Annotated in this window: 22 protein-coding genes; 12 read left to right on the top strand and 10 right to left on the bottom strand. The window is 68.8% G+C overall.

Translation table 11 applies throughout. The features are described from left to right. Positions 1-26: 26 nt before the first annotated feature. On the top strand, positions 27-1034 hold the full coding sequence (locus ACNS84_RS07475; RefSeq protein WP_435074215.1) for a DUF4382 domain-containing protein: 1008 nt from the start codon (positions 27-29) through the stop codon (positions 1032-1034). A gap of 75 nt (positions 1035-1109) precedes the next feature. Here ACNS84_RS07475 and ACNS84_RS07480 read toward each other — a convergent pair whose 3' ends face one another. The 4 genes from ACNS84_RS07480 to hemC form a co-directional block, all read right to left on the bottom strand. Further along, positions 1110-1511, bottom strand: a complete 402-nt coding sequence (locus ACNS84_RS07480) for a hypothetical protein (RefSeq protein ID WP_435074216.1) — start codon at positions 1509-1511, stop codon at positions 1110-1112. A 165-nt stretch (positions 1512-1676) separates the two neighbouring features. Then, positions 1677-2495, bottom strand: a complete 819-nt coding sequence (locus ACNS84_RS07485) for a uroporphyrinogen-III synthase (RefSeq protein WP_435074217.1) — start codon at positions 2493-2495, stop codon at positions 1677-1679. Next, positions 2492-3292, bottom strand: a complete 801-nt coding sequence (gene cobA / locus ACNS84_RS07490) for a uroporphyrinogen-III C-methyltransferase (protein ID WP_435074218.1) — start codon at positions 3290-3292, stop codon at positions 2492-2494. Before cobA ends, ACNS84_RS07485 begins: the two co-directional genes overlap by 4 nt. Continuing rightward, positions 3285-4460: a hydroxymethylbilane synthase gene (gene hemC, locus ACNS84_RS07495; RefSeq protein ID WP_435074219.1), complete on the bottom strand. Its 1176-nt coding sequence runs from the start codon at positions 4458-4460 to the stop codon at positions 3285-3287. The genes cobA and hemC overlap by 8 nt, the downstream gene beginning before the upstream one ends. 308 nt (positions 4461-4768) lie before the next feature. Here hemC and ACNS84_RS07500 point away from each other — a divergent pair, with 308 nt between their 5' ends. From ACNS84_RS07500 to ACNS84_RS07520, 5 genes are all read left to right on the top strand, one after another. Next, on the top strand, positions 4769-6046 hold the full coding sequence (locus ACNS84_RS07500; protein ID WP_435074220.1) for an aminotransferase class V-fold PLP-dependent enzyme: 1278 nt from the start codon (positions 4769-4771) through the stop codon (positions 6044-6046). A gap of 199 nt (positions 6047-6245) precedes the next feature. Further along, positions 6246-6398 (top strand): hypothetical protein, encoded by a 153-nt coding sequence (locus tag ACNS84_RS07505; protein WP_435074221.1) that lies wholly within the window; start codon positions 6246-6248, stop codon positions 6396-6398. Next, positions 6395-6937 (top strand): response regulator, encoded by a 543-nt coding sequence (locus ACNS84_RS07510; protein WP_435074222.1) that lies wholly within the window; start codon positions 6395-6397, stop codon positions 6935-6937. The genes ACNS84_RS07505 and ACNS84_RS07510 overlap by 4 nt, the downstream gene beginning before the upstream one ends. A gap of 105 nt (positions 6938-7042) precedes the next feature. Continuing rightward, on the top strand, positions 7043-7465 hold the full coding sequence (gene sufU / locus ACNS84_RS07515; RefSeq protein WP_435074223.1) for a Fe-S cluster assembly sulfur transfer protein SufU: 423 nt from the start codon (positions 7043-7045) through the stop codon (positions 7463-7465). 95 nt (positions 7466-7560) lie between these two features. Next, positions 7561-8214, top strand: coding sequence for an Sjogren's syndrome/scleroderma autoantigen 1 family protein (locus tag ACNS84_RS07520; RefSeq protein ID WP_435074224.1), 654 nt, complete (start codon positions 7561-7563; stop codon positions 8212-8214). Between the two features lie 94 nt (positions 8215-8308). Here ACNS84_RS07520 and ACNS84_RS07525 read toward each other — a convergent pair whose 3' ends face one another. Next, positions 8309-8599 (bottom strand): hypothetical protein, encoded by a 291-nt coding sequence (locus ACNS84_RS07525; RefSeq protein WP_435074225.1) that lies wholly within the window; start codon positions 8597-8599, stop codon positions 8309-8311. Between the two features lie 161 nt (positions 8600-8760). Continuing rightward, on the bottom strand, positions 8761-10122 hold the full coding sequence (glmM, locus tag ACNS84_RS07530) for a phosphoglucosamine mutase (RefSeq protein ID WP_435074226.1): 1362 nt from the start codon (positions 10120-10122) through the stop codon (positions 8761-8763). 183 nt (positions 10123-10305) lie between these two features. Here glmM and ACNS84_RS07535 point away from each other — a divergent pair, with 183 nt between their 5' ends. Further along, positions 10306-10908, top strand: a complete 603-nt coding sequence (locus tag ACNS84_RS07535; RefSeq protein WP_435074227.1) for a hypothetical protein — start codon at positions 10306-10308, stop codon at positions 10906-10908. A 25-nt stretch (positions 10909-10933) separates the two neighbouring features. Here ACNS84_RS07535 and ACNS84_RS07540 read toward each other — a convergent pair whose 3' ends face one another. From ACNS84_RS07540 to ACNS84_RS07555, 4 genes are all read right to left on the bottom strand, one after another. Then, a complete protein-coding gene (locus ACNS84_RS07540) occupies positions 10934-11542 on the bottom strand; it encodes a DUF7504 family protein (RefSeq protein WP_435074228.1) in 609 nt (202 codons plus the stop codon). A gap of 43 nt (positions 11543-11585) precedes the next feature. Next, positions 11586-11972: a DUF8057 family protein gene (locus tag ACNS84_RS07545; protein ID WP_435074229.1), complete on the bottom strand. Its 387-nt coding sequence runs from the start codon at positions 11970-11972 to the stop codon at positions 11586-11588. Continuing rightward, positions 11972-12667 carry an RAD55 family ATPase gene (locus ACNS84_RS07550; RefSeq protein ID WP_435074230.1) on the bottom strand — a complete coding sequence of 232 codons (696 nt, stop codon included), beginning with the start codon at positions 12665-12667 and terminating at the stop codon, positions 11972-11974. Before ACNS84_RS07550 ends, ACNS84_RS07545 begins: the two co-directional genes overlap by 1 nt. A 137-nt stretch (positions 12668-12804) precedes the next feature. Further along, on the bottom strand, positions 12805-13275 hold the full coding sequence (locus ACNS84_RS07555) for a chemotaxis protein CheW (protein WP_435074231.1): 471 nt from the start codon (positions 13273-13275) through the stop codon (positions 12805-12807). 102 nt (positions 13276-13377) lie between these two features. Here ACNS84_RS07555 and cheB point away from each other — a divergent pair, with 102 nt between their 5' ends. The 5 genes from cheB to ACNS84_RS07580 are packed head-to-tail and all read left to right on the top strand — an operon-like array spanning position 13378 to position 19608. Then, the gene (gene cheB / locus ACNS84_RS07560) at positions 13378-14505 is read left to right on the top strand and encodes a chemotaxis-specific protein-glutamate methyltransferase CheB (protein WP_435074232.1); all 1128 of its coding nucleotides are present in this window, start codon (positions 13378-13380) and stop codon (positions 14503-14505) included. Continuing rightward, entirely contained in the window at positions 14505-16724 is a 2220-nt protein-coding gene (locus tag ACNS84_RS07565) for an ATP-binding protein (RefSeq protein WP_435074233.1), read from the top strand. The genes cheB and ACNS84_RS07565 overlap by 1 nt, the downstream gene beginning before the upstream one ends. Continuing rightward, on the top strand, positions 16721-17524 hold the full coding sequence (locus tag ACNS84_RS07570) for a CheR family methyltransferase (protein ID WP_435074234.1): 804 nt from the start codon (positions 16721-16723) through the stop codon (positions 17522-17524). Before ACNS84_RS07565 ends, ACNS84_RS07570 begins: the two co-directional genes overlap by 4 nt. After that, positions 17524-18738, top strand: coding sequence for a HEAT repeat domain-containing protein (locus ACNS84_RS07575; RefSeq protein ID WP_435074235.1), 1215 nt, complete (start codon positions 17524-17526; stop codon positions 18736-18738). Before ACNS84_RS07570 ends, ACNS84_RS07575 begins: the two co-directional genes overlap by 1 nt. Further along, the gene (locus tag ACNS84_RS07580) at positions 18739-19608 is read left to right on the top strand and encodes a CheF family chemotaxis protein (protein WP_435074236.1); all 870 of its coding nucleotides are present in this window, start codon (positions 18739-18741) and stop codon (positions 19606-19608) included. Positions 19609-19616: the final 8 nt, after the last annotated feature.

Below are 19616 nucleotides of genomic sequence, written 5' to 3' on the forward strand. Positions count from 1 at the left end.
GTCTCCGGCTCATTCGGTGAAACACCATGACGGACCGACCGCGGGCGACAGGCGACGACCGCTCACAGGACACCGCTGCCGACGGCCTCCGGCGTCGGGAGTTCGTGGCGCTCGGCGCGGGCGCGAGCGCGACGATGCTCGCCGGCTGTGCCGGCGACGGTGCGCTTCCGCCGTCGGGCGGTTCAGACGGATCGGACGGCTCCGATGGATCGGACGGCTCCGACGGCGCCCAGTCGCTCACCGGCGGCTTCCGGCTGCTCATCAGCGACGCCCCGGCCGACATCGGCGACTTCGATCGGCTCGACGTCACGCTCAGCGAGGCCCGGATCTTCGAGGCGGGCGACGGAGACGACGGCGAGGAGGAGAGCGACGAGAGCGAGGATACCGACGGAGACGACGGCGAGGAGGAGAGCGACGAGAGCGAGGATACCGACGGAGACGACGGAACGGAGCAGACCGGAAACGAGACCGAAACGACGAGCGACTCTCCGAACGGAACCGTCGAAGAGGAGGAAGGCGAGGCCGCCGAGGCAGATGAGAGCGACGAGGACGAGGAAGGCCGCGGCTTCACCGTTGTCGACCTCGACGACGCGACGGTCGACCTCACGCAGGTGATCGAGGAGGACGCGATGGCCGTGTTCGACGGCGAGATCCCGGCGGGAAGCTACGAAAAGGTCGAACTCTCGGTCTCCACCGTCGAGGGGATCGTCGACGGCGAGACGGTCGACGTGAAGCTTCCGAGCGAGAAGCTTCAGATCACGAACGGGTTCGAGGTTACGTCCGACGAACCGGTCAGCTTCGTCTTCGACATCAACGTCGTCAAGCGCGGAAAGAACAACGGCTACATCCTCACGCCCGTGATCTCCGGGAGCGGCGTTGCGGGCCGGGACGTCGAGGTCAACGAGATCGACGACGAGGATGACGAGAGCGACGAAGACGGCGCCGAAAGCGGGTCGACGGCTAACGACAGCGAACCCAGCGACACGGACGGCGACGACCCCCAGAACGGGACCGCTACGGGCGACGGCGACTAACCACGGATCACCGAGTCGTCACTTCGGTTTCGACCGTCGCGCAAGCGATGTTTTATTCTTCAAAAGCCACGCCGCCTACGAAGTGGTCTCGGCTGACGAAGCGGCCGCGCCCGGTGATTTCGCCCACCGGAGCGCGGCGTCGTCGTCGTTGAACGCCTCGGTGTCGATTCCCTCCACGTCGATCGTTCGCTTGAGATAGCGGCGCTTCGAGCGTTCGCCGACGACCGCGAACCGGTCCACGTCGCGGGCGACGGCGATCTGCGCCGACTCGCGCAGTGCCCGTCGACCTGCGTCAGAACAGGGTCGGCTCGTTCGCACGACGAACACGACGGCGTCGATCGTCCGGTCGGCCGTGGCGGCCCGCCACCGATCGAGGAGCGCCTCGCCGTCGGCGGGGCTCAACCCGGTCCCGTGCGGGAACTCGACGACTAACACCCCGTCGTCGGTCCGCAGCGACCAGCGCTCGCTCGGTTCCATGATACCACATCGAACGTGTCGGATATTAAATCGCGCGGCCGAATTATTCCTTCTGATAAATATGTGGGGTGGTGAGACGTCTCGGAGCGGGCGTCTATCGGGGATATTCCCGCACATCGACGCTCGGGTGACGCCGCGACTGAATCGGGCTCTCCGCGCTGGAACCTACCGATTCGGTGACGTATCTTCGGACGACTCGCCGCTCGCGTCCGTCTCGCCCTCCGTCGCCGCCTCGACTACCGCCTCTGCGAGCGCCGTGAAGTCGGCGTCGTCCGGCACGACGTCGACGTCGATTCCGTGCTCGGCCGCCGTCTCTGCGGTCGGCGAACCGATGGTGCCGACGACCGCATCCGAGAGGCCGGCGACCGCCGCGTCGCGAATCCCGCGCTCCTCAGCGGCGTCGAGGAAGTGGGTCACCGTGAGCGACGAGGTGAACGCGGCGGCGTCGAGGTCGCCGGCGGCGGCCAGTTCGGTCGACTCGCCGGCGCCCTCCGGCCGCGTCAGGCGGTAGAGCACCGTCTCGTTCACGGTCGCGCCGGCCGCGCGGAGGCCGTCGAGGAGCACGTCGCTGCCGTGGTCCGAGCGCGCCACCTCGACGCGCTCGCCGTCGACGCGCCCAGAGAGTGCCTCGACCAGTCCCGCCGATGTGTACTCGTCTGGAACCACGTCGACGGTCCAGCCGGCCTCGCGGGCCGCGGCGGCCGTCGCGGGACCGATAGCGACGAGCGTCGCGTCGCCCGGTTCCCAGCCGGCCTCGGCCGCGAGTTCGACGCCGGTCTTGCTCGTGAGGACGACGGTGGGCGCCGCGGCCGGAACCGCGCCCGTCGGATCGACTGCGAGCATCGGGTCCGCGACCGGGTCGGCGCCGAGCGATCTCAAGAAGGTCGCCGCGTCGTCGATCCGCTCGTCGGCCGGCCGGAAGACGGCGATTCGAGGGGCGTCGCCGTGCTCGCCGGTCGCGTCGTCGGCCTCGGCGTCGCTCACGCGCCCTCACCTCGCTCTCGCTCGTTGCGGAGGAACTCGACGACGCGCTCTCGAGTCGCCGCCACGTCACCGATCACGGTGACGGCGGGCGGCTCGATCCCTGCCTCGTCGCGGACGTCGACGATGGTGTCGAGGGTGCCGGTCGCGACGCGCATCTCCGGCCACGTCGCGCGCTCGACCAGCGCGACGGGGGTGTCGCCGTCGAGTCCTGCGTTCCGGAGCTCGGCCGCGTACGCGGGCAGCTTCCCGACGCCCATCAGCACGACGATGGTGCCGCCGGTCGCGGCGAGCGCGTCCCAGTCGACTGCCGACTCCTCCTTCGTCGGGTCCTCGTGACCCGTGACGAAGGAGACGGACGAGGCGTGGTCGCGGTGCGTCACGGGGATTCCGGCGACCGCGGGTCCCGCAATGGCCGAGGTGACGCCGGGGACGACCTCGAACGGGATTCCGGCGTCGGCGAGGTGCTCGGCTTCCTCGCCGCCACGCCCGAAGACGAACGGATCGCCGCCCTTGAGCCGGACGACCGACTTCCCCTCGCGCGCCAGTTCGACGAGCCGCCGGTTCGTGTACTCCTGCGGGGTCCACTCGCCGCCGGCGCGCTTACCGACGTCCTCGCGTTTCTCAGCCGGAATCTCGCCGAGTATCTCCGGGCCGGGGAGCTTGTCGTGCAGCACCACGTCGGCCGACTCGATCAGCCGGGCGGCCTTCACTGTCATGAGGTCCGGGTCGCCCGGCCCCGAGCCGACGAGGTAGACGGTGCCGACGTCGCCCGCCTCGCTCGTTCCTTCCTCACTCATCTGCCGCCTCCTCGCGTGCCCCCTCGTCGGTCTCGGCCTCCTCGCGAGCGGCCGCGATGAGGTCGGCGGCGCCCCGGTCCGCGAGATCCGCCGCGAACGCCTCGGCTGCCTTCGCGTGCGATCGGATAGGGAGGTCACGGGTGTCGGCCACCTCTTCGGTTCCGTCAGTCGAGAGCACGCGGACGCGGGTGTGAACGCGCTCGCCCTGCACGAGCGCCGAGACGCCGATAGGGGCGACGCAGCCGCCGTTGAGCTCACCGAGGATCGTTCGCTCGACGGTGACGGCCACTCGGGTCCGGGGGTGATCGATCGCAGAGCGCACGTCCTCGATCACGTCGGGGTCGGTCGCAGTCACCGCGATGGCGCCCTGTCCCGCCGCCGGTACGAACTCCTCGCGCTGGAGCCGCGTCGACGGGACCTCGTGGAACAGGTCCGAGCGCCGCAGCCCCGCCTCCGCGAGGACGATGGCGTCGTACTCCGTCTCCACTTTCCGCTCCATCGCGGAGCGCTCCAGGTCCGAGAGGGAGTCGAACCACTCCTCGACGGTGCGGTCGAACTCCTCGTCGGCCGCCGGTTCGTCCTCGTCGTCTCCGGAGCCGTCTTCCGCGTCGGCGTCTCCGCCTTTCTCGGCGGTCATCGCGCTCGCCTCCCCCGAGGCGATCAGCCGGCGCTCGTGTTCCGCCTGCAGGCCGGGCGCGAGCAGCTTTTCGATTCGGGTGTCGACGTTGCCGCGGAGCGGTTCGACGACGAGGTCCGGGCGCGCGGCCTTGATCTGCGCTGTCCGCCGGAGCGACCCGGTCCCGACGACGGCGCCGGACGGGAGGTCCTCGATTCCGAGCCCGTCCGGGTGGACGAGCACGTCGCCGGAGGGCGCGCGCTCCGGGACGCCGGCGACGACCATGTCGTCCATTCCCTCGGTCGGCACGTCCTTCAGCGAGTGGACGGCGAGGTCGGCGTCGCCGGCGAGCACCTCCTCGTCGAGCGAGCGGACGAAGGCGCCGGTCTTCCCGAGCCGGTGGATCATCTCGTCGGGGATCTGGTCGCCGCGGGTCTCGACGCGGTGGAGCTCTACCTCGCGTCGGCGGCTCGATAACGCGTCGCGGACGATCCCGGCCTGTCGGAGGGCCAGGTCCGACCCGCGCGTGGCGAGCCTGAGGGTGTCGGTCATACCTTGATGGAGGTCCCCCGCGTTCAAAAGGGCATTAGTTCGGGCGTCGCGGCGAAACGCGGAGAACGAGGCGCCCCGACGCGAGCAAGTATCACTGAAGCCGGCGTGGCGCCTGCGAGCGCATCAGTGATCCCGAAATGGGAGCGCGTGCGAGGGACACGAGGACCGAACCGAGCCCTCGCGGACGGGGCTTCGGAAGCGGTCACCGCCCCGAAAACGACGGGGTGGACGCACTGGTGCCGCTCCGAGCTACCCGCAACACCCGCCGGACCGAAGGTGTGTTAGTGCTCGGGACCCAGATCAGGGCAATGGGAGTTCAGGAGCAGTACCCGTTCGACGTGGAGGCGCTCCGGGCCGACTTCCCGATCCTCGATCGGAAGGTCGGCGGCGATCCGGAGTCACCGGGAGAGGGGCCGGGCGACGACACCCCGCTCGTCTACCTCGACAACGCGGCGACCTCGCAAACGCCCGACCCGGTCGTGGACGCGATCTCGGACTACTACCGGAGCTACAACGCCAACGTCCACCGCGGGATCCACCAGTTGAGCCAAGAGGCCTCCGTCGCCTACGAGGAGGCGCACGACACGGTCGCCGACTTCGTCGGCGCCGCGGGCCGCGAGGAGATCGTCTTCACGAAGAACACGACCGAGGCGATGAACCTCGTCGCCTACGCGTGGGGCCTCGAAGAGCTCGGTCCCGGAGACAACGTCGTGCTCACCGAGATGGAACACCACGCGTCACTGGTGACGTGGCAACAGATCGGCAAGCGGACCGGCGCCGACGTGCGCTTTATCGACGTCACCGACGAGGGGCGCCTCGACATGGACGACGCCGCTGATCTCATCGACGACGATACCCAGATGGTGTCGGTCGTCCACGTCTCGAACACCCTCGGCACGATCAACCCGATCGCCGACCTCGCGGACCTCGCACACGACCACGACGCGTATCTCTTCGCCGACGGCGCGCAGTCGGTGCCGAACCGCGCGGTCGACGTGAAAGCGCTCGGGGTCGACTTCTTCGCCTTCTCCGCGCACAAGATGTGCGGGCCGACAGGGGTCGGCGCGCTGTACGGCCGCGAGGAGCTTCTGGAGTCGATGCAGCCGTACCTCTACGGCGGCGACATGATCCGTCGCGTCTCCTTCGAGGACTCCACGTGGGAGGACCTGCCGTGGAAGTTCGAGGCCGGTACCCCCTCGATCGCACAGGGGATCGGCTTCGCGTCTGCGATCGAGTACTTAGAAGAGATCGGCATGGACCAGATCGAGGCCCACGAGGACCTCCTCGCAGAGTACGCCTACGACGAACTCCAGGCGCTCGGCGGGGTGGAGATATACGGCCCGCCGGGCGACGACCGCGGTGGGCTCGTCGCGTTCAACGTCGACGGCGTCCACGCGCACGACCTCTCCAGCATTCTCAACGACTACGGGGTGGCGATCCGCGCCGGCGACCACTGCACGCAGCCCCTCCACGACGAGATGGGCGTCGCCGCCTCCGCGCGCGCCTCCTTCTACCTCTACAACACCGTCGAGGAGATAGACGCCCTGGTCGAGGCCGTTCGCGAGGCCCGCGACCTGTTCGCCTGACCGGCAGTTTGCGCGCCGAACCCGCCAGCCCGGGACGTGTTCTCCCGCCCACGACCTCATCGCCGGAGCGATCGCCGGAGCGGCCGGGAAACGGCCGAAAACGGCCGCGACACGCGACGATAAATCGGGCTTAATCCGGGAAAATCCGGACTGAGCGTCGTCCACTTATAGGTGAACTGGGCGCATTCGTCCACTCAGCATGACGGACCGCTCGCTCCTCGTCGACCGTTCTCGGAACGCCCTCGCCGGCGGCGCCCGGCGATCGGCGGTCGCGGCGCTCGGCGGGGGCGTGGCCGCGACGGGGTCCGTCTCGACCGACCGACGACGTCTCGTTCATCTCTCCTGCACATGACAGACTCCACGCAACCTCCGACCGCGTCCGATTCGCAGCCAGACACGCACACCGCCGCCGGCGACGACTCGGCGGACGACGGGGGTCCAGTCGTCCTGCTGCACGTCGAACCGGACGTGGACTCCGCGGAACTGCTGGCGGCGTTCGTGGAGCGGTTCGCCGACCGGTTTACCGTCAGGTCGGTCGACAAGATGGCGGCGGCGCTCGACGCTCGCGACGCCGTCGACTGCATCGTGACCGAAGAGCGGCTACCGGACGGTTCCGGCGTCGAACTGGTCGAGGAGCTCCGAGCGCGGGGCAGCGACGTGCCGGTCGCCTTCCACACCACCTGCCGGGAGGCGGAGACCGAGGCGCGGGCGTTCGACGCCGGTGCCGACGCATACTTCGTCAAACAGCCGGATCGCGGCCAGTACGACTGCATCCTCGAACGACTCCACGAACTCGTCGGCGGCGACGGCGCCCAGCACACGCCCACGGCGACGACGTGCTCCCCGACCGGCTCAGAGACGGTCGTCGAGCCGACCGAGTCCGAGGAGTAGACGGCCGGACGCTGTCGCGTTGGCCGATGTCGACTCCCGTCGGTGCGGCGACTCGATCCAAGCGACGGAACTCTTTTGACTCGTACTGGCGTACTCTGAACCAATATGGGACTGGGCTCAGACATGTACCGGCAGCAGATCCTCGATCACTACAAAAACCCGCGCAACTACGGTGAGCTCGAGGATCCGGACTACACGCACGTCGGCGAGAACCCCTCCTGCGGCGACACCATCAAGATGGACGTCGGCCTCGACGAGACTGGCGAGACGATCGAGGCGGTGCGGTTCACCGGCGACGGCTGTGCCATCTCGATGGCCTCCGCGAGCATGCTCTCAGAGCGGTTGCACGGCATGGTCGTCGAGGAGCTCCACGAGATGGACACCGAGGACATCACCGAGATGCTCGGCGCCGACATCTCCCCGATGCGCGTGAAGTGCGCGGTGCTCGGGCGGCAGGTCGCGCAGGACGGCTCGAAGATGTACCGCGGCGAACTGGATCCCGACGACCGGACCATCACCGAGGAGTAGACGGCGCGTCGCCGGCACGACTCGACCCCGTTTGCGGTCGCAACGCTCGTCCCGAGCCCACCGGACTTTTGCTCGTCAACCACGTTCGTTCGCTCATGAGCGACGGGTTCGATAAGGAAGCCGAACGAGAGAAGCTCCGAGAGAAGCTCTCGGACGACGACGAGAAGCGCGAACACACCCAGCGGATGTCCGAACTGCTCCTCAAGGGGGCGACGATGACGAACCGCCACTGCGACGACTGCGGCGACCCCATCTTCCGACAAGACGGACAGGAGTTCTGTCCGTCCTGTCACACAGTCGACGCCGCGGACGTGCAGGACGGCGGCGAGGCGGACCGGGGAGTCGAGGCGTCGGAGACGCCCGAGACGCACGAGACGCCCGAAACGCCCGAAACGTCCCGGCCGCCGGAGACGGAGGCCGACGGAGACTCACCGACCCCGCCTCGCGGCAACGGGACCGCGGCACCCGACGAGTCGACCGAATCGACCGGCCCGGTTGCCCGCGGCTCGGCTCCGCCGACCGGCGCATCGGGAGAGCGGTCTCCACCCTCGACGGGTACCCCCGCGGCGAATGCGTCGCCCGCGGCGACCGCCGGATCCGGAAGCATCGCCGACGCTCGGGCGTCGCTGACGCGGAGCCTGAACCGGTTCGCCGTCGCGGCGGAGGAGACCGACGACCCGCGCCGGGCGCGCGACCACCTGGAGGCGGCCCGGGAAGCGGCGGAGGCGCTTGCGGCGCTCGACCGATAGCGGGGACGCTCCAGGACGGAAACTCGAAAGAACGGGTGGTAGAGTGACGAGAACGGGTGGTAGAGTGACGAACAGTCGAGTTTTTCGAGCGAATTCAGGCGACGGTCGACAGCCCGGCCGACGCCATCTCCTCCCAGTTCGGGCGCCGGTCGCTCAGCAGCGATCGGAGGATTCGCACGACTGCGTCGGTCCCGCCACAGCAGTCGACCTCGCCGCGTTCGACGCTCTGCACGAACCGGTCCAGATCGCCCAGCGTCACCGCTCCGGCCGCGACGGCGCCCGTGATCGTCTCCGTTTCGCTCTCCATCAGCCGAACCAGATCGGTCGGCTCGACGCTTCCGTGCGGCTCGATTCTCGACGTGACACCGGTCTCCCGCGCATTCATATCAATCATTACTACAACCTGAGTTAATATATTTGTATCGGAACTCCTCGCTCTTCTGACTGGTCTCGACGTGGCGTCGGCGGGGAGGCGTCGCTCCGCGTTCTCGGCTTGCGGCAGTCGCCTCGCGAGCGCCTGACACCGACCGCTCGACCGTCCGCCCCTTACCGGCCGCTCTCGACGGCGACCTGCATATCCGTCGCGAGCCGTTCGGCGCGGTCGGCGTCGGCGGACTCGGCGTAGATGCGGATCTTCGGCTCCGTTCCGGACGGACGCACGAGCACCCACGCGTCGCCGTAGTCGAGTCGGTAGCCGTCGGTGGTGTTCGGCGCCGCGTCGGCGGTCTCCACGTACGCCCGCGCCGCGGAGAGCATCTCGTCGCGCTCGTCGGTGTCCGCGTACTCGACGTTGCGGCGAACGAAGTGGTAGTCCGCGTAGGGCGCGACGGCCTCGCTGACGGGGCCGTCTGCGGCCGCGAGCAGTTCGAGGAACCGGGCGCCGATGTACGCGCCGTCCCGCGAGAGGCGGTACGGCGGGAAGAACAACCCGCCGTTCCCCTCCCCGGCGATGGGAACTGTGACCCCCTCGTCGCGGAGTTCGCGCGTCCGGGTGATGATGTTCGTCGCGCCGATGGGCGTGAGTTCGAGGTCGGCGTCGTTCGCGTCGCAGACGTCGACGAGGCGCTGTGAGACGTTGACCGCGCTGACGACCGCGTCTCCCGGTTCAACGCAGGCGTCGGCCATCGCCGCGAAGGAGGTGTCACCGTCGACGAACGCGCCGGTCTCGTCGACGAAGACGGCGCGGTCCGCGTCGCCGTCGTGGGCGATTCCCACGTCGGCGTCGGAGGTTGCGACGAGCCGCGAGAGCGCCGCCAGGTTCTCGGGGATCGGCTCGGAGTCGCGCCCGGGGAAGTGACCGTCGGGCGTCGCGTTCACCGTTAGTACCTCACAGCCCAGTTCGCGGTAGATCCGCGGCGACGCGACCGACGCCGCGCCGTGACCGGGGTCGACTGCGACCGTCAGGTCGGAGTCGGCGATGGCCTCGCGGTCGACCGCGTCGAGCAACTGGTCGGCGTAGTCGTCGACCGCACCCTCGACGGCGGTCGTCGCTCCGGCATCCCGCCAGTCGGCGAGGTTGTAGTCGTCGTCGAGGACGCGGCGCTCGACGCGTTCGAGCACGTCGACCGAAAGCTCGACGCCGTCATCGCCGACGAGCTTGATCCCGTTGAACTCCGGCGGGTTGTGTGAGGCGGTGACGAGCACCGCGGGAATCTCGGCAGACTCGCAGTAGCTCCCGACCGCGGGCGTCGGCACGACGCCGAGCCGGTCGACGTCGCAGCCGACCGCGGCCAGCCCGCTCGCGGCGGCGTTGGCGAACAGCTCGCCGGTGGTTCGGGTGTCGCGGGCGACGGCGACCCGATCGGCGTCCCACACCGTACCGGCCGCCTTCGCGATGTCGAGGACGAGCTCCGGTGTGAGATACCGCAGCGCGACCCCGCGAATGCCGCTGGATCCGAACAGCTCCATGCGAAGCCATCCGCCGGCCGACGGGAAAGCGGTTCCGAACGCGTTGCGGGGAGCGGCGACGCGACGCGACCGGCCGGACTCGCACCCTTGAAACCGGTCCCGTCCCTACGGGTCGCATGGAGCGCACGCGACGTGACCGGCCGGACTCGCACCCTTGAAACCGGTCCCGTCCCTACGGGTCGCATGGAGCGCACGCGACGCGACCTGTTGGCGCGAACCGGGGCGACGCTCACCGCCGGGGGATCGCTCGGTATCGCCGGCTGTCTCGACTTCGCCGCCGGCGACGGCCCGCAGGGTCCGGCGGGCGTCCCCGAGACACTGTCCTGCGAGGACGACGGATTCGTCCGCCTCTCTCAGCCGTTCGAAGGTGAAGTCGAGGGGACGCTCGTGGAAACCGAGACGACCACGTTCGAGCTAACCTCGGAGGGGAACTCGGAGACGTACGGCCAGGCGATCCGGCTGGTGCTGCGGAACACCGGCGACGAACCGGCGACCGCGCTCGGCCGCTACGCCTACTCGATCCAACGGGAGACCGCGTCGGGGTGGCTCGACGTCCGCGGCTCGACGACGGGCGAAGCCGTCGAACTGCCGCGCGCCGAGGAGACGCTCGGCTCGAGCGGGGCGTACAGCTGGTCGATCGACCTCGAGGAAGACGCGATCGGGTCGGCGGTGCCCGACGTTGACCTGGCCGTCTGCCCGGCGCTCGGTCCCGGGACCTACCGGTTCGTCTACTGGGGCATCGTCGACGCGGCGCCGCTCGGCGCGCAGTTCGAACTGGTCGGGTGAGCGGTGTCATCGCCTGATACGTCGACTAAAACGAGATCCAGTCGGAGGGGCCGCCGACCCGTCCCCGGACGCGGAACTCGCGGTCGTCGTCCTCCACGCGCGTCTCGAGGACGACTTCGAACGGCTCGTGGAGCGTGTGAACCACCTGTTCGTCGTGCGCCGTCGACCCCACGACACCGACGAAGGGCCACCCTTCGCCGGACGTCTGCGAGGTCATCACGCGTGTGAACCGGTAGATCCGCTCGGGGTCCCAGTACATCAACAGCTGGGAGAGCGAGTAGACGCCGACCGCCCGGTCGCGCCCGGCCGAGGACTCGACGACGTCGGTGAACTTGATCCCGATGTCGGTGAGGTTCCCGGCGCTGCCGACGTACTTGGTCGTCGGCGTGTCGTCGCGCTTGTCGCCCTGTTCGTGCGTCACGCAGTCGATGACGGTCACGTCCTCGCCGCCTCGTCCCGTGATCGTCTCGTAGTCGTCGCGGACCTTCTCCGCGGTACGGCCAGTTGAGATGATGACGGGTTCGTCCGTCCACTCGGCGAGCAGCCGGTTGAACAGGTCGTACTTCCCGCTCATCGGTGGGCCGCTGATGAGCACGCTGTCGGCGTCACGGACAGCGTCCGGAAGCACGGTCATGTGTCTGGATTGGGTGGGTATCGCGTAAAACCCTTCCGAGGGATCACTTTCGGAGCATCGACGGGAAGTCGAGTGACGACGGAAGGCCTTCACGGGGCGGTTGGGTTAGTGTCAGATTCGTTATCGCACCGGGCAACGCGTCTCTCGCCGGTGGCCCGCGCGGCAGGCCCTCGCCGTCGACGAGCGCGTCCCACACCTCCTCCGGACCGTCCGCGTCGCCGGCCGCGTCGAGCGCCTTGGTCCGTCCCTCGTCGTACGCCAGTTCGACGAGGGTCCGGTCGTACGCGCCCGGAAACGCCTCCATCACGCGGTCAAGTTCGTCGGAGCGCCTGTTTCCCACTCCTTCGGCGACGCCGAGCGCGAACGCCCGGCGGACCGCCTCCTCGCGGCTGAGTTCGTCCCACTCCGTGCCGAAGGTCCGGTCGTACATCAGTGGGTCACCGTCGTGGCTGAGCCGACGCGAAGCCCGCTACCGGTAAACTCGATGTCCTGAATGTCGGTGTTGACGTCGGTGCCACGCATTTTCAGCACCTGAATCCCGCGCTGCATCCCGCCGTCTTCGAGGTAGTTGTGCATGAAGACGACGCCGTGCGCGAGGTAATGCTCCTCCGAATAGGCGCTCGGGTCGGTCATCTCGGAGATGAGCAGCGTCGTCGCGTCGGTCCGCTTCAGCGAGGAGAGCAGCTGGATCATCGTGTCCTCGTCGTCGTCGAGGAGGAACCGCAACAGCATCGTGGAGTCGAAGACGACGCGGTCGATGTCCCGGGAGTTGATGAAGCCGGTGAGCCGGTTCGTCACCCCCGAGTGGTCCCGCCGCTCACCGGGCAGGCCGAAGAACCGACGACCGTCGGAGGAGAAGGAGTCGAGGAAGGTGACCCGGTCCGTGTCCAGTGCCCGGTCGAACCCGAAGTCGTAGCCGCTCATGTCGCGGCGGATTCCCTCCTTCGTCTCGTGCATGCTGATGTACAGCACGTCCTCGCCGTTTCGAGCGCCCTGCGCGGCGAACTGCGAGCAGAACGTCGTTTTTCCGCTTCCGGGAGGGCCGCTGATAACGTACAGGCGATTCTCCGGGAAGCCGCCGTCGACGAGGCCGTCGAACCCGGGGACGCCGCTTGAGACGCGCATACGAATCCACTCACCGGTTATCAGATAAGGATTGGCTCCCGTTTCTCATGGGTGAGAACGGTCGTCGCCACGGTCGCCGACCGGTCACGTGACACACCGCCGACCGAGACCGATCGGCCGGCACAACCGCCGCCCGCTTACGTGTCGGCCTCTTCGGGGACCGCTTCGGCGGCGTCGATGCCGTCGACGTCGGGCGAGACCCAGACGACGAACCGGTCGTCGGATTTGACGATTCCGCGGATCCCTTCGTCGTCGACGGTGGTTCCCTGATCGACGTCCTCGGGCGCGACGTCGCGGACCTGGAACACCTCGTCGACCATCCAGCCGACGGTGCCGCCCTCGTCGATCTCGTCGTCGTCGAACACGACGATCCGCTCCTGCGGTCCCGCTTCCTCGATCTTGAAGAGCGTCTTCGGGTCGACGATCGTCGTCGTCCGCCCGCGGAGGTCCATCACGCCCTCGACGTGAGCCGGCGAGTTGGGGATCCGGGTGAGTTCGCCGGCGTCGACGATCTCGTCGATGACGCCGATGTCCAGACAGTACGTCCCGTCCCCCAGTCCGAACTCCAGTACCTTCGTGGGTTCGGCCTCCGTCTCAGTGGCTGCCATGCCGAACGTGCGTTCGAAGGGGCCAATAACCGTGTCCCTTGAATTATCAGGGGTGATTACCGGGTCCATGCATTTATGCTGATTCTGAGTCCGCTTTCGCACATGAGTAGGACGACGGATCGGCGGGGCGGTCGCGACGACACCGTGCGAGCGGTCGTCGTCGACGATTCGCCGTTTATGCGGGGGCTTATCGCCGATCTCCTGACCGACGCCGGAGTGACGGTGGTCGGTGAGGCCGGCGACGGGGCGGAGGCGCTGTCGGTGGTCGCCGAGACGCGTCCGGACGTGGTGACGATGGATGTCGAGATGCCCGGAATGGGCGGATTGGAGGCCGTCGAGCGGCTGATGGAGGAGACGCCGACGCCCGTGTTGATGCTGTCCGCGCACACCGCGGAGGGCGCGGAAGTGACGCTCGAGGCGCTCGAACGCGGTGCGGTCGACTTCTTCGCGAAGCCCGGCGGCGAGGTATCGACCGGCGTCTCCCGCGAATCGGACCAGCTCGTGGAGGCGGTCAAGTCGGTAGCGGACGCGGACCTTGCCGCGGCGACGCGTGGCCGCCGGGAGCGCGATCTCGGCGGCGGTGCAAGCGGTTCGTCGACCGGACCCGGGCGCCCCTCGGCGGGCGCGACCGGCTCGTCCGTCGGCGAGACGGTCGACGTCGACGCGCCGCTGACGGTCGTGATCGGCGCGTCGACCGGCGGTCCGAACGCGGTCGAACGCGTGATGTCGGCCCTGCCGATGACCGACTGCCGCGTCGTCATCGTCCAGCACATGCCGGAGGCGTTCACCTCGCGGTTCGCCGACCGACTCGACGAGGCGTCGGCGTACGACGTGCGCGAGGCGAGCGACGGGACGCGGCTCGGCACCGGTGAGGCCATCGTCGCTCGCGGCGGGAGTCACACCCGGATCGACAGCTACCGCGCGGGTCGTCTCCGTGTCAAACTCGTCGAGGACGACTCGCAGTCGGTCACGCCGGCAGCGGACGTGACGATGCGTTCGGCGGCCGAGGTGGTCGACGATTCGCTCGTCGGCGTCGTGTTGACCGGGATGGGAGCCGACGCCTCAGTGGGGATTCAGGCGATGGCCGACGCGGGAGCGCGAACCATCTCGCAGAGCGAGGAGACCTGCGTCATCTACGGGATGCCGAAGCGAGCCGTGGAGACGGGGAGCGTCGACGAAGTGTGCGACCTCGACGACATCGCCGGCGCGGTAGTGGGGGGTGCGGCCTGATGGACTCCCACCGCGATGCGTTCGTCGCCGAGGCGGAAGACGGGATCACCGACCTCAACAACGCGCTGCTCGCCTTAGAGGCCGACCCCGAGGACGCCGAGGCGATGGACGACGTGTTCCGCGTCGCCCACACGCTGAAGGGGAATGCCGCGGCGATGGGGTACGACGGCGTCTCGGACTTCGGCCACGCGCTGGAGGACCTCCTCGACGCGGTCCGGCGGGGCGACCGTGAGGTGACGCCGGAGCTGATGGACCTCCTCTTCGAGGGCGTCGACACGATCGAAGCGATGGTCGCGGAGATATCCGACGACGGCGAGATGACGACCGACCCCTCCGATCTGGAGGCGCGGCTCCGCGAGATGGAAGCGCACGGAACCGTCGGTGGCGACTCGTCGGACGCCCCCGATGTCGAAGGCGGCGAGAGCGCCGACACGACGGAGACCGAGGAGACCGTCGCCGACGTCGCCGCGGACAACGCCGGGACCGACGCGGAGGACGAGACGGACCTCTCCGTCCCCGACCTTCCCGCGAGCGCCGCGAGTCTCGACGCTCCCGTCGTCTACGCGGACGTGACGATCGGCGAGACGGCGATGGCCGGCGTCGACGCCGCGCTCGTGTTGCAGGCGCTCGACGGCCAGTTCGACGGTCACGCTACCGACCCGGACCCAGCGGCGCTGGAGGACGGCGAGTACGACGAGCGGTTCGACGTCTTCGTCTCCGGCGCCGACCCCGACGTGGTCGCGGAGGGGATCGGCGCACTCACCCAAGTGAAGTCGATCGCGACGGCCGTCATTGAGGGCGGCACCGGCGATGTCGATGGCAGTGTCGAGGAGGCGGCCGACCCGGACACGGCCCCCCCGTGCCGGTCCGACGACCCTACGAAGCCGGACGGTACTGACGCCGAGTCGGGAGCCGCCGGTTCGAGTGACCAGTCCGATTCGGACGATCAGGCCGGTTCTCCCTCTGTGAAGGCCGACCGCGACGAGATCAAGTCGATCCGAGTCGACGTCGACCAGGTCGACGAGCTGTACGGGCTCGTCGAGCAGTTGGTGACGAGCCGGATCAAGCTCCGCCGCGAACTGGAGTCGGCCGACGTCCAGTCGGACGCCGTAGACGAGCTCGACAAGCTTGCCTCCAGTCTACAGGACACCGCGATGGATATGCGCCTCATCCCGTTCTCGCAGGTGTCCGACTCGTTCCCCCGGCTCGTCCGCGACATCTCGCGGGACCTCGACAAGCGGATCGACTTCGAGATCGAGGGTGCCGACGTCGAACTCGACCGAACGATCCTCACGGAGATGCGCGACCCGCTCGTCCACGTCCTGCGGAACGCGGTGGACCACGGGATCGAGTCGCTCGCCGAGCGCGAGGCCGCCGGCAAAGAGCCGACCGGACGCGTCAGGCTCTCGGCCGAGCACGAGCGCGACCACGTGATCATCGAGGTCGCCGACGACGGCGGCGGGCTCGACCCGGACCAGCTCCGCGAGAAGGCCGTCGACGAGGGCGTCAAGAGCCGCGAGGCGGTCGAAGCCATGGACGACGACGAGGCGTACGACCTCGTCTTCCACCCCGGCTTCTCCACCGCGGAGGAGGTCACCGACATCTCCGGCCGCGGCGTCGGGATGGACGTGGTCCGGACGACCGCTCGCGACCTCGACGGCTCCGTCTCGGTCGATAGCACCCCCGGAGAGGGGACGACGGTCCGGTTCCGGCTCCCGGTCACGGTCGCCATCGTGAAGGTGATGTTCGTCGACGTCGGCGGGACGGAGTACGGCATCCCGATCAAGTCGATCGCCGAGGTCGCACGCGCCGACGACGTCGAGGAGGTCCACGGCGACGAAATCGTCCGCCACGAGGACGACCTCTACCCGGTCATCCGGCTGAACGAGCGCCTCGCGGCCAACGGCGCCGCGGCGGCGGGAACCGGCGTCGGCGGTCCCTCGGCGCCCAATCTCGCCGGAGACGCCCGCGGAGAAGGTGTCCCACCGGTCGACACCGAGGCCGCGACGACCGACGGCGGCGTGGCCAACGAGGGGATGCTCGTGCGCATCCGCGAGGAGACGCGACAGGTTGCTTTGCACTGCAACGCGGTGTTAGACCAGGAGGAAGTGGTGGTGAAACCGCTCGACGGCCCGCTGTCGGGGACGCCCGGGCTCAGCGGGACGGCCGTCCTCGGCGACGGCGACGTCGTGGCCGTGCTCGACGTGGTGAGCCTATGAGCGGCGAGACCCCCTTCCAGGGCGTTCTTCGACGGATAGACGACACCGTCCCGTTCGAACCCGGCTACTACAACGAGTCGTACCTCGACCGCCGGATCACGGCGCGGATGCGCCGACGCGACACCGAGTCGCACACTGAGTACGAACGGTTGCTCCGCGAAGACGACGGCGAGCGGCAGGCGCTGATGGACGCGCTCACGATCAACGTGACGGAGTTCTTCCGCAACCCCGACATGTGGGACGTCCTCCGCGACGTGCTCCGCGACCGGACGAGCGAGCAGCGGCGGGTCCGGGTCTGGTCGGCGCCCTCGGCGGACGGTCGGGAGCCGTACACGGTCGCGATGCTGGCCTGCGACGACCCCGATATCGACGAGTCGCGGCTCTCCGTGCTCGGCTCCGATATCAGTGAGGAGGCGCTCGACAACGCTCGCACGGGCGTCTACCACACGACTCGAACGACCGACATCGCGGAGGAGTTGGCGCCGCTCTCGGACCCTGATCGGTACGTCGAGCGCGACGGCGACTCGTTCCGGGTGCGTTCGACGGTCAAGCGCCTCGTCGACTTCGAGACCCACGACCTCATCCGCGACGGCGCGCGCGACCCCTTCGACATCGTGCTGTGCCGAAACCTGTTGATCTATATCGACGTCGACCACAAGGGAGCGCTGTTCGACACGCTGGAGGCGTCGTTGGCCGACGACGGCGTCCTCGTCCTCGGCATGACCGAGAGCATTCCCCCGGACCGCTCCGACAGATACGACCCGATCGACAAGCGCCGGCGGGTGTTCGGGAGGGTCTGATGTCGCTGTACCAGTACGCCCGGGACGGGAACTCGGAACGCCTCAGGGACGCGCTGGGCAGCGACAGCGCCGCGGTCAGGCGCCGCGCGTCCGAGTTCCTCGGCGAGGTCGGCGACATCGACGAGCAGGTAACGATTGACGCCCTCCTCCGGGCGGCGACGAAGGACGAGGACGCAGAGGTCCGAGGGGCCGCGGTCGACGCCCTCGACGAGTTGGGGCAGGAGGCGCTCGAACAGTTGCTCTCCGAGCTTACCGGTACCGGCGGCTCCGAAGCGGCGTGGGTCACCGCACGAAAGTTCGCCCGCGCGCTCAAGGCCGATCGCCCGGAGCTTCGGATGGCAGCCGCGAACGCACTCGCCCGACTCGACGACCCGAGCAGCGTGCAGCACCTCGTCGGGGCGCTCGACGACGAGGACCCGCGCGTGCGGCTCCGCGCCTGCCAGGCCTGCGGGACGTTCGCCGACCCGCGGTCGGTCCCGGCGCTGACGACGCGGCTGAACGCCGATGACGACCCGCGGGTCAGGCGGGCCGCGGCGAACGCGCTCGCGAGCGTGGGGACGGACCAGGCGCTCTCGCCGCTGCTCGGCCTCCTCGACGACGGCGACGAGCCGCTCAGACGGATCGCCGCCGGCGCGCTCGGAAAGGCGAACACCCCCGAGCCGGTCGAGCCGCTGGCGCGGGCGCTCGGCGACGAGAGCGCCGCCGTCCGGAACGCCGCGGTGTACTCCGTCATCGAACTGCTGTCGAACGTCCCGACCGAACACAGCCACGCAGTCCGTGACCGCGTCGTCTCCGAACTGAAGTCGGCCGACGACGCCACGGTCGTCGAGCCGCTCGTCGAGATCCTCACGGACGGCCAACAGAGCCGCCAGCGACGGAACGCTGCGTGGATCCTCGGCCGTGCCGCCGAGCCGGAGTCGGCGGACGCGGTCGAGGCGCTCGCGGACGCGCTTGCCGACGAGGATCCGCAGACCGCCCAGTTCGCGGCTACAAGCCTCAAGAGCCTCGGCGGACCGATCGTCGAGGACCGGCTGCTCGACCGCATCGGGGCCGAGCACCCGGAGGACGCACGAGCGAAGGCGGTGTTCGTCCTCGGACAGGTCGGGGGGCAGGAGACGCTGAACCGGCTCGAAGACCTCACCGACGACGAGAGCTCCGCGGTCCGGCAGCGGGTGTTCTCCGCGGTGTCCAAGCTTCGGGCGGGGGGGCCGTAAATGTCCAACGACGGCGAGTACAAGGTGACGGACACCCAGGGGCGCTTCGCGGTCGCCGTCCGCGAGGGTCGGAAGGTGAGCGACGTGTCGTGGACGCCCGGGCGGGTTCTCCTCTCGAACCGACGACTGATCCTCGCCGGCAACGACGGGAAGCGTACGATCCCACTCTCGGAGCTTCAGGGACTGGGCGGCCGCCACGACGCCAACCAGTCGGTCGCGCGCGTCTCCAACTACGTGAGCTTCGACCTCGGCAACCAGGTGCTGTTAGTCGCCGCCGCCGAACACGAGGTGTTCGAGCGCGACGTCTACCGAGCGCTGCTCGACCAGCGGACGGTGATGGCCAAACACCCCGCCATCGAGGGCGGCGTCGTCCAAGACACCAAGTGGGAGCAGGCCCGGGTAAAGATCGACGAGAACGGGCTCAACGCGGCCTTAGAAAGCGGCGCCTTCGTAGAGTTCGATCTGGACGATATCAGCGGCCTCGACGCAGCCAAACGAACCGTAAACGGCGAGAAGAAACCCGTTATCGAGGTGTCGCACACCGACGACGAGGGCACCAGCATCGAGACGCACGTCGCCGGCGACCCCAACCGGATGCGGTTCGTCGAGGCGTGGCTCCGGAAGGGTGAGGAGCGCTCGTCGACGAACGTCGACCTCTCCAGCCGCGACCGGGAGGTGCTGATGGCGCTGTACTCCGGCGTCTCGCCGTTCGAGATCCCGTCGTTCCTCGGGATGGGCGTCGACGACGTCGAGGAGACGTTCGAGCGTCTCGTCGGCCTCGAAGTGGTCGAGGAAGTGCGGGTGCGCCGCGAGGTGGCGCTCAACTCCCGCGGCCGCAACATCGCCAGTGAATCGATGAACGAGCAGTAACCGACCGA

The sequence above is a fragment of the Halorubrum wangae genome (assembly GCF_051194135.1).
In the GTDB taxonomy this organism is placed as follows: domain Archaea; phylum Halobacteriota; class Halobacteria; order Halobacteriales; family Haloferacaceae; genus Halorubrum.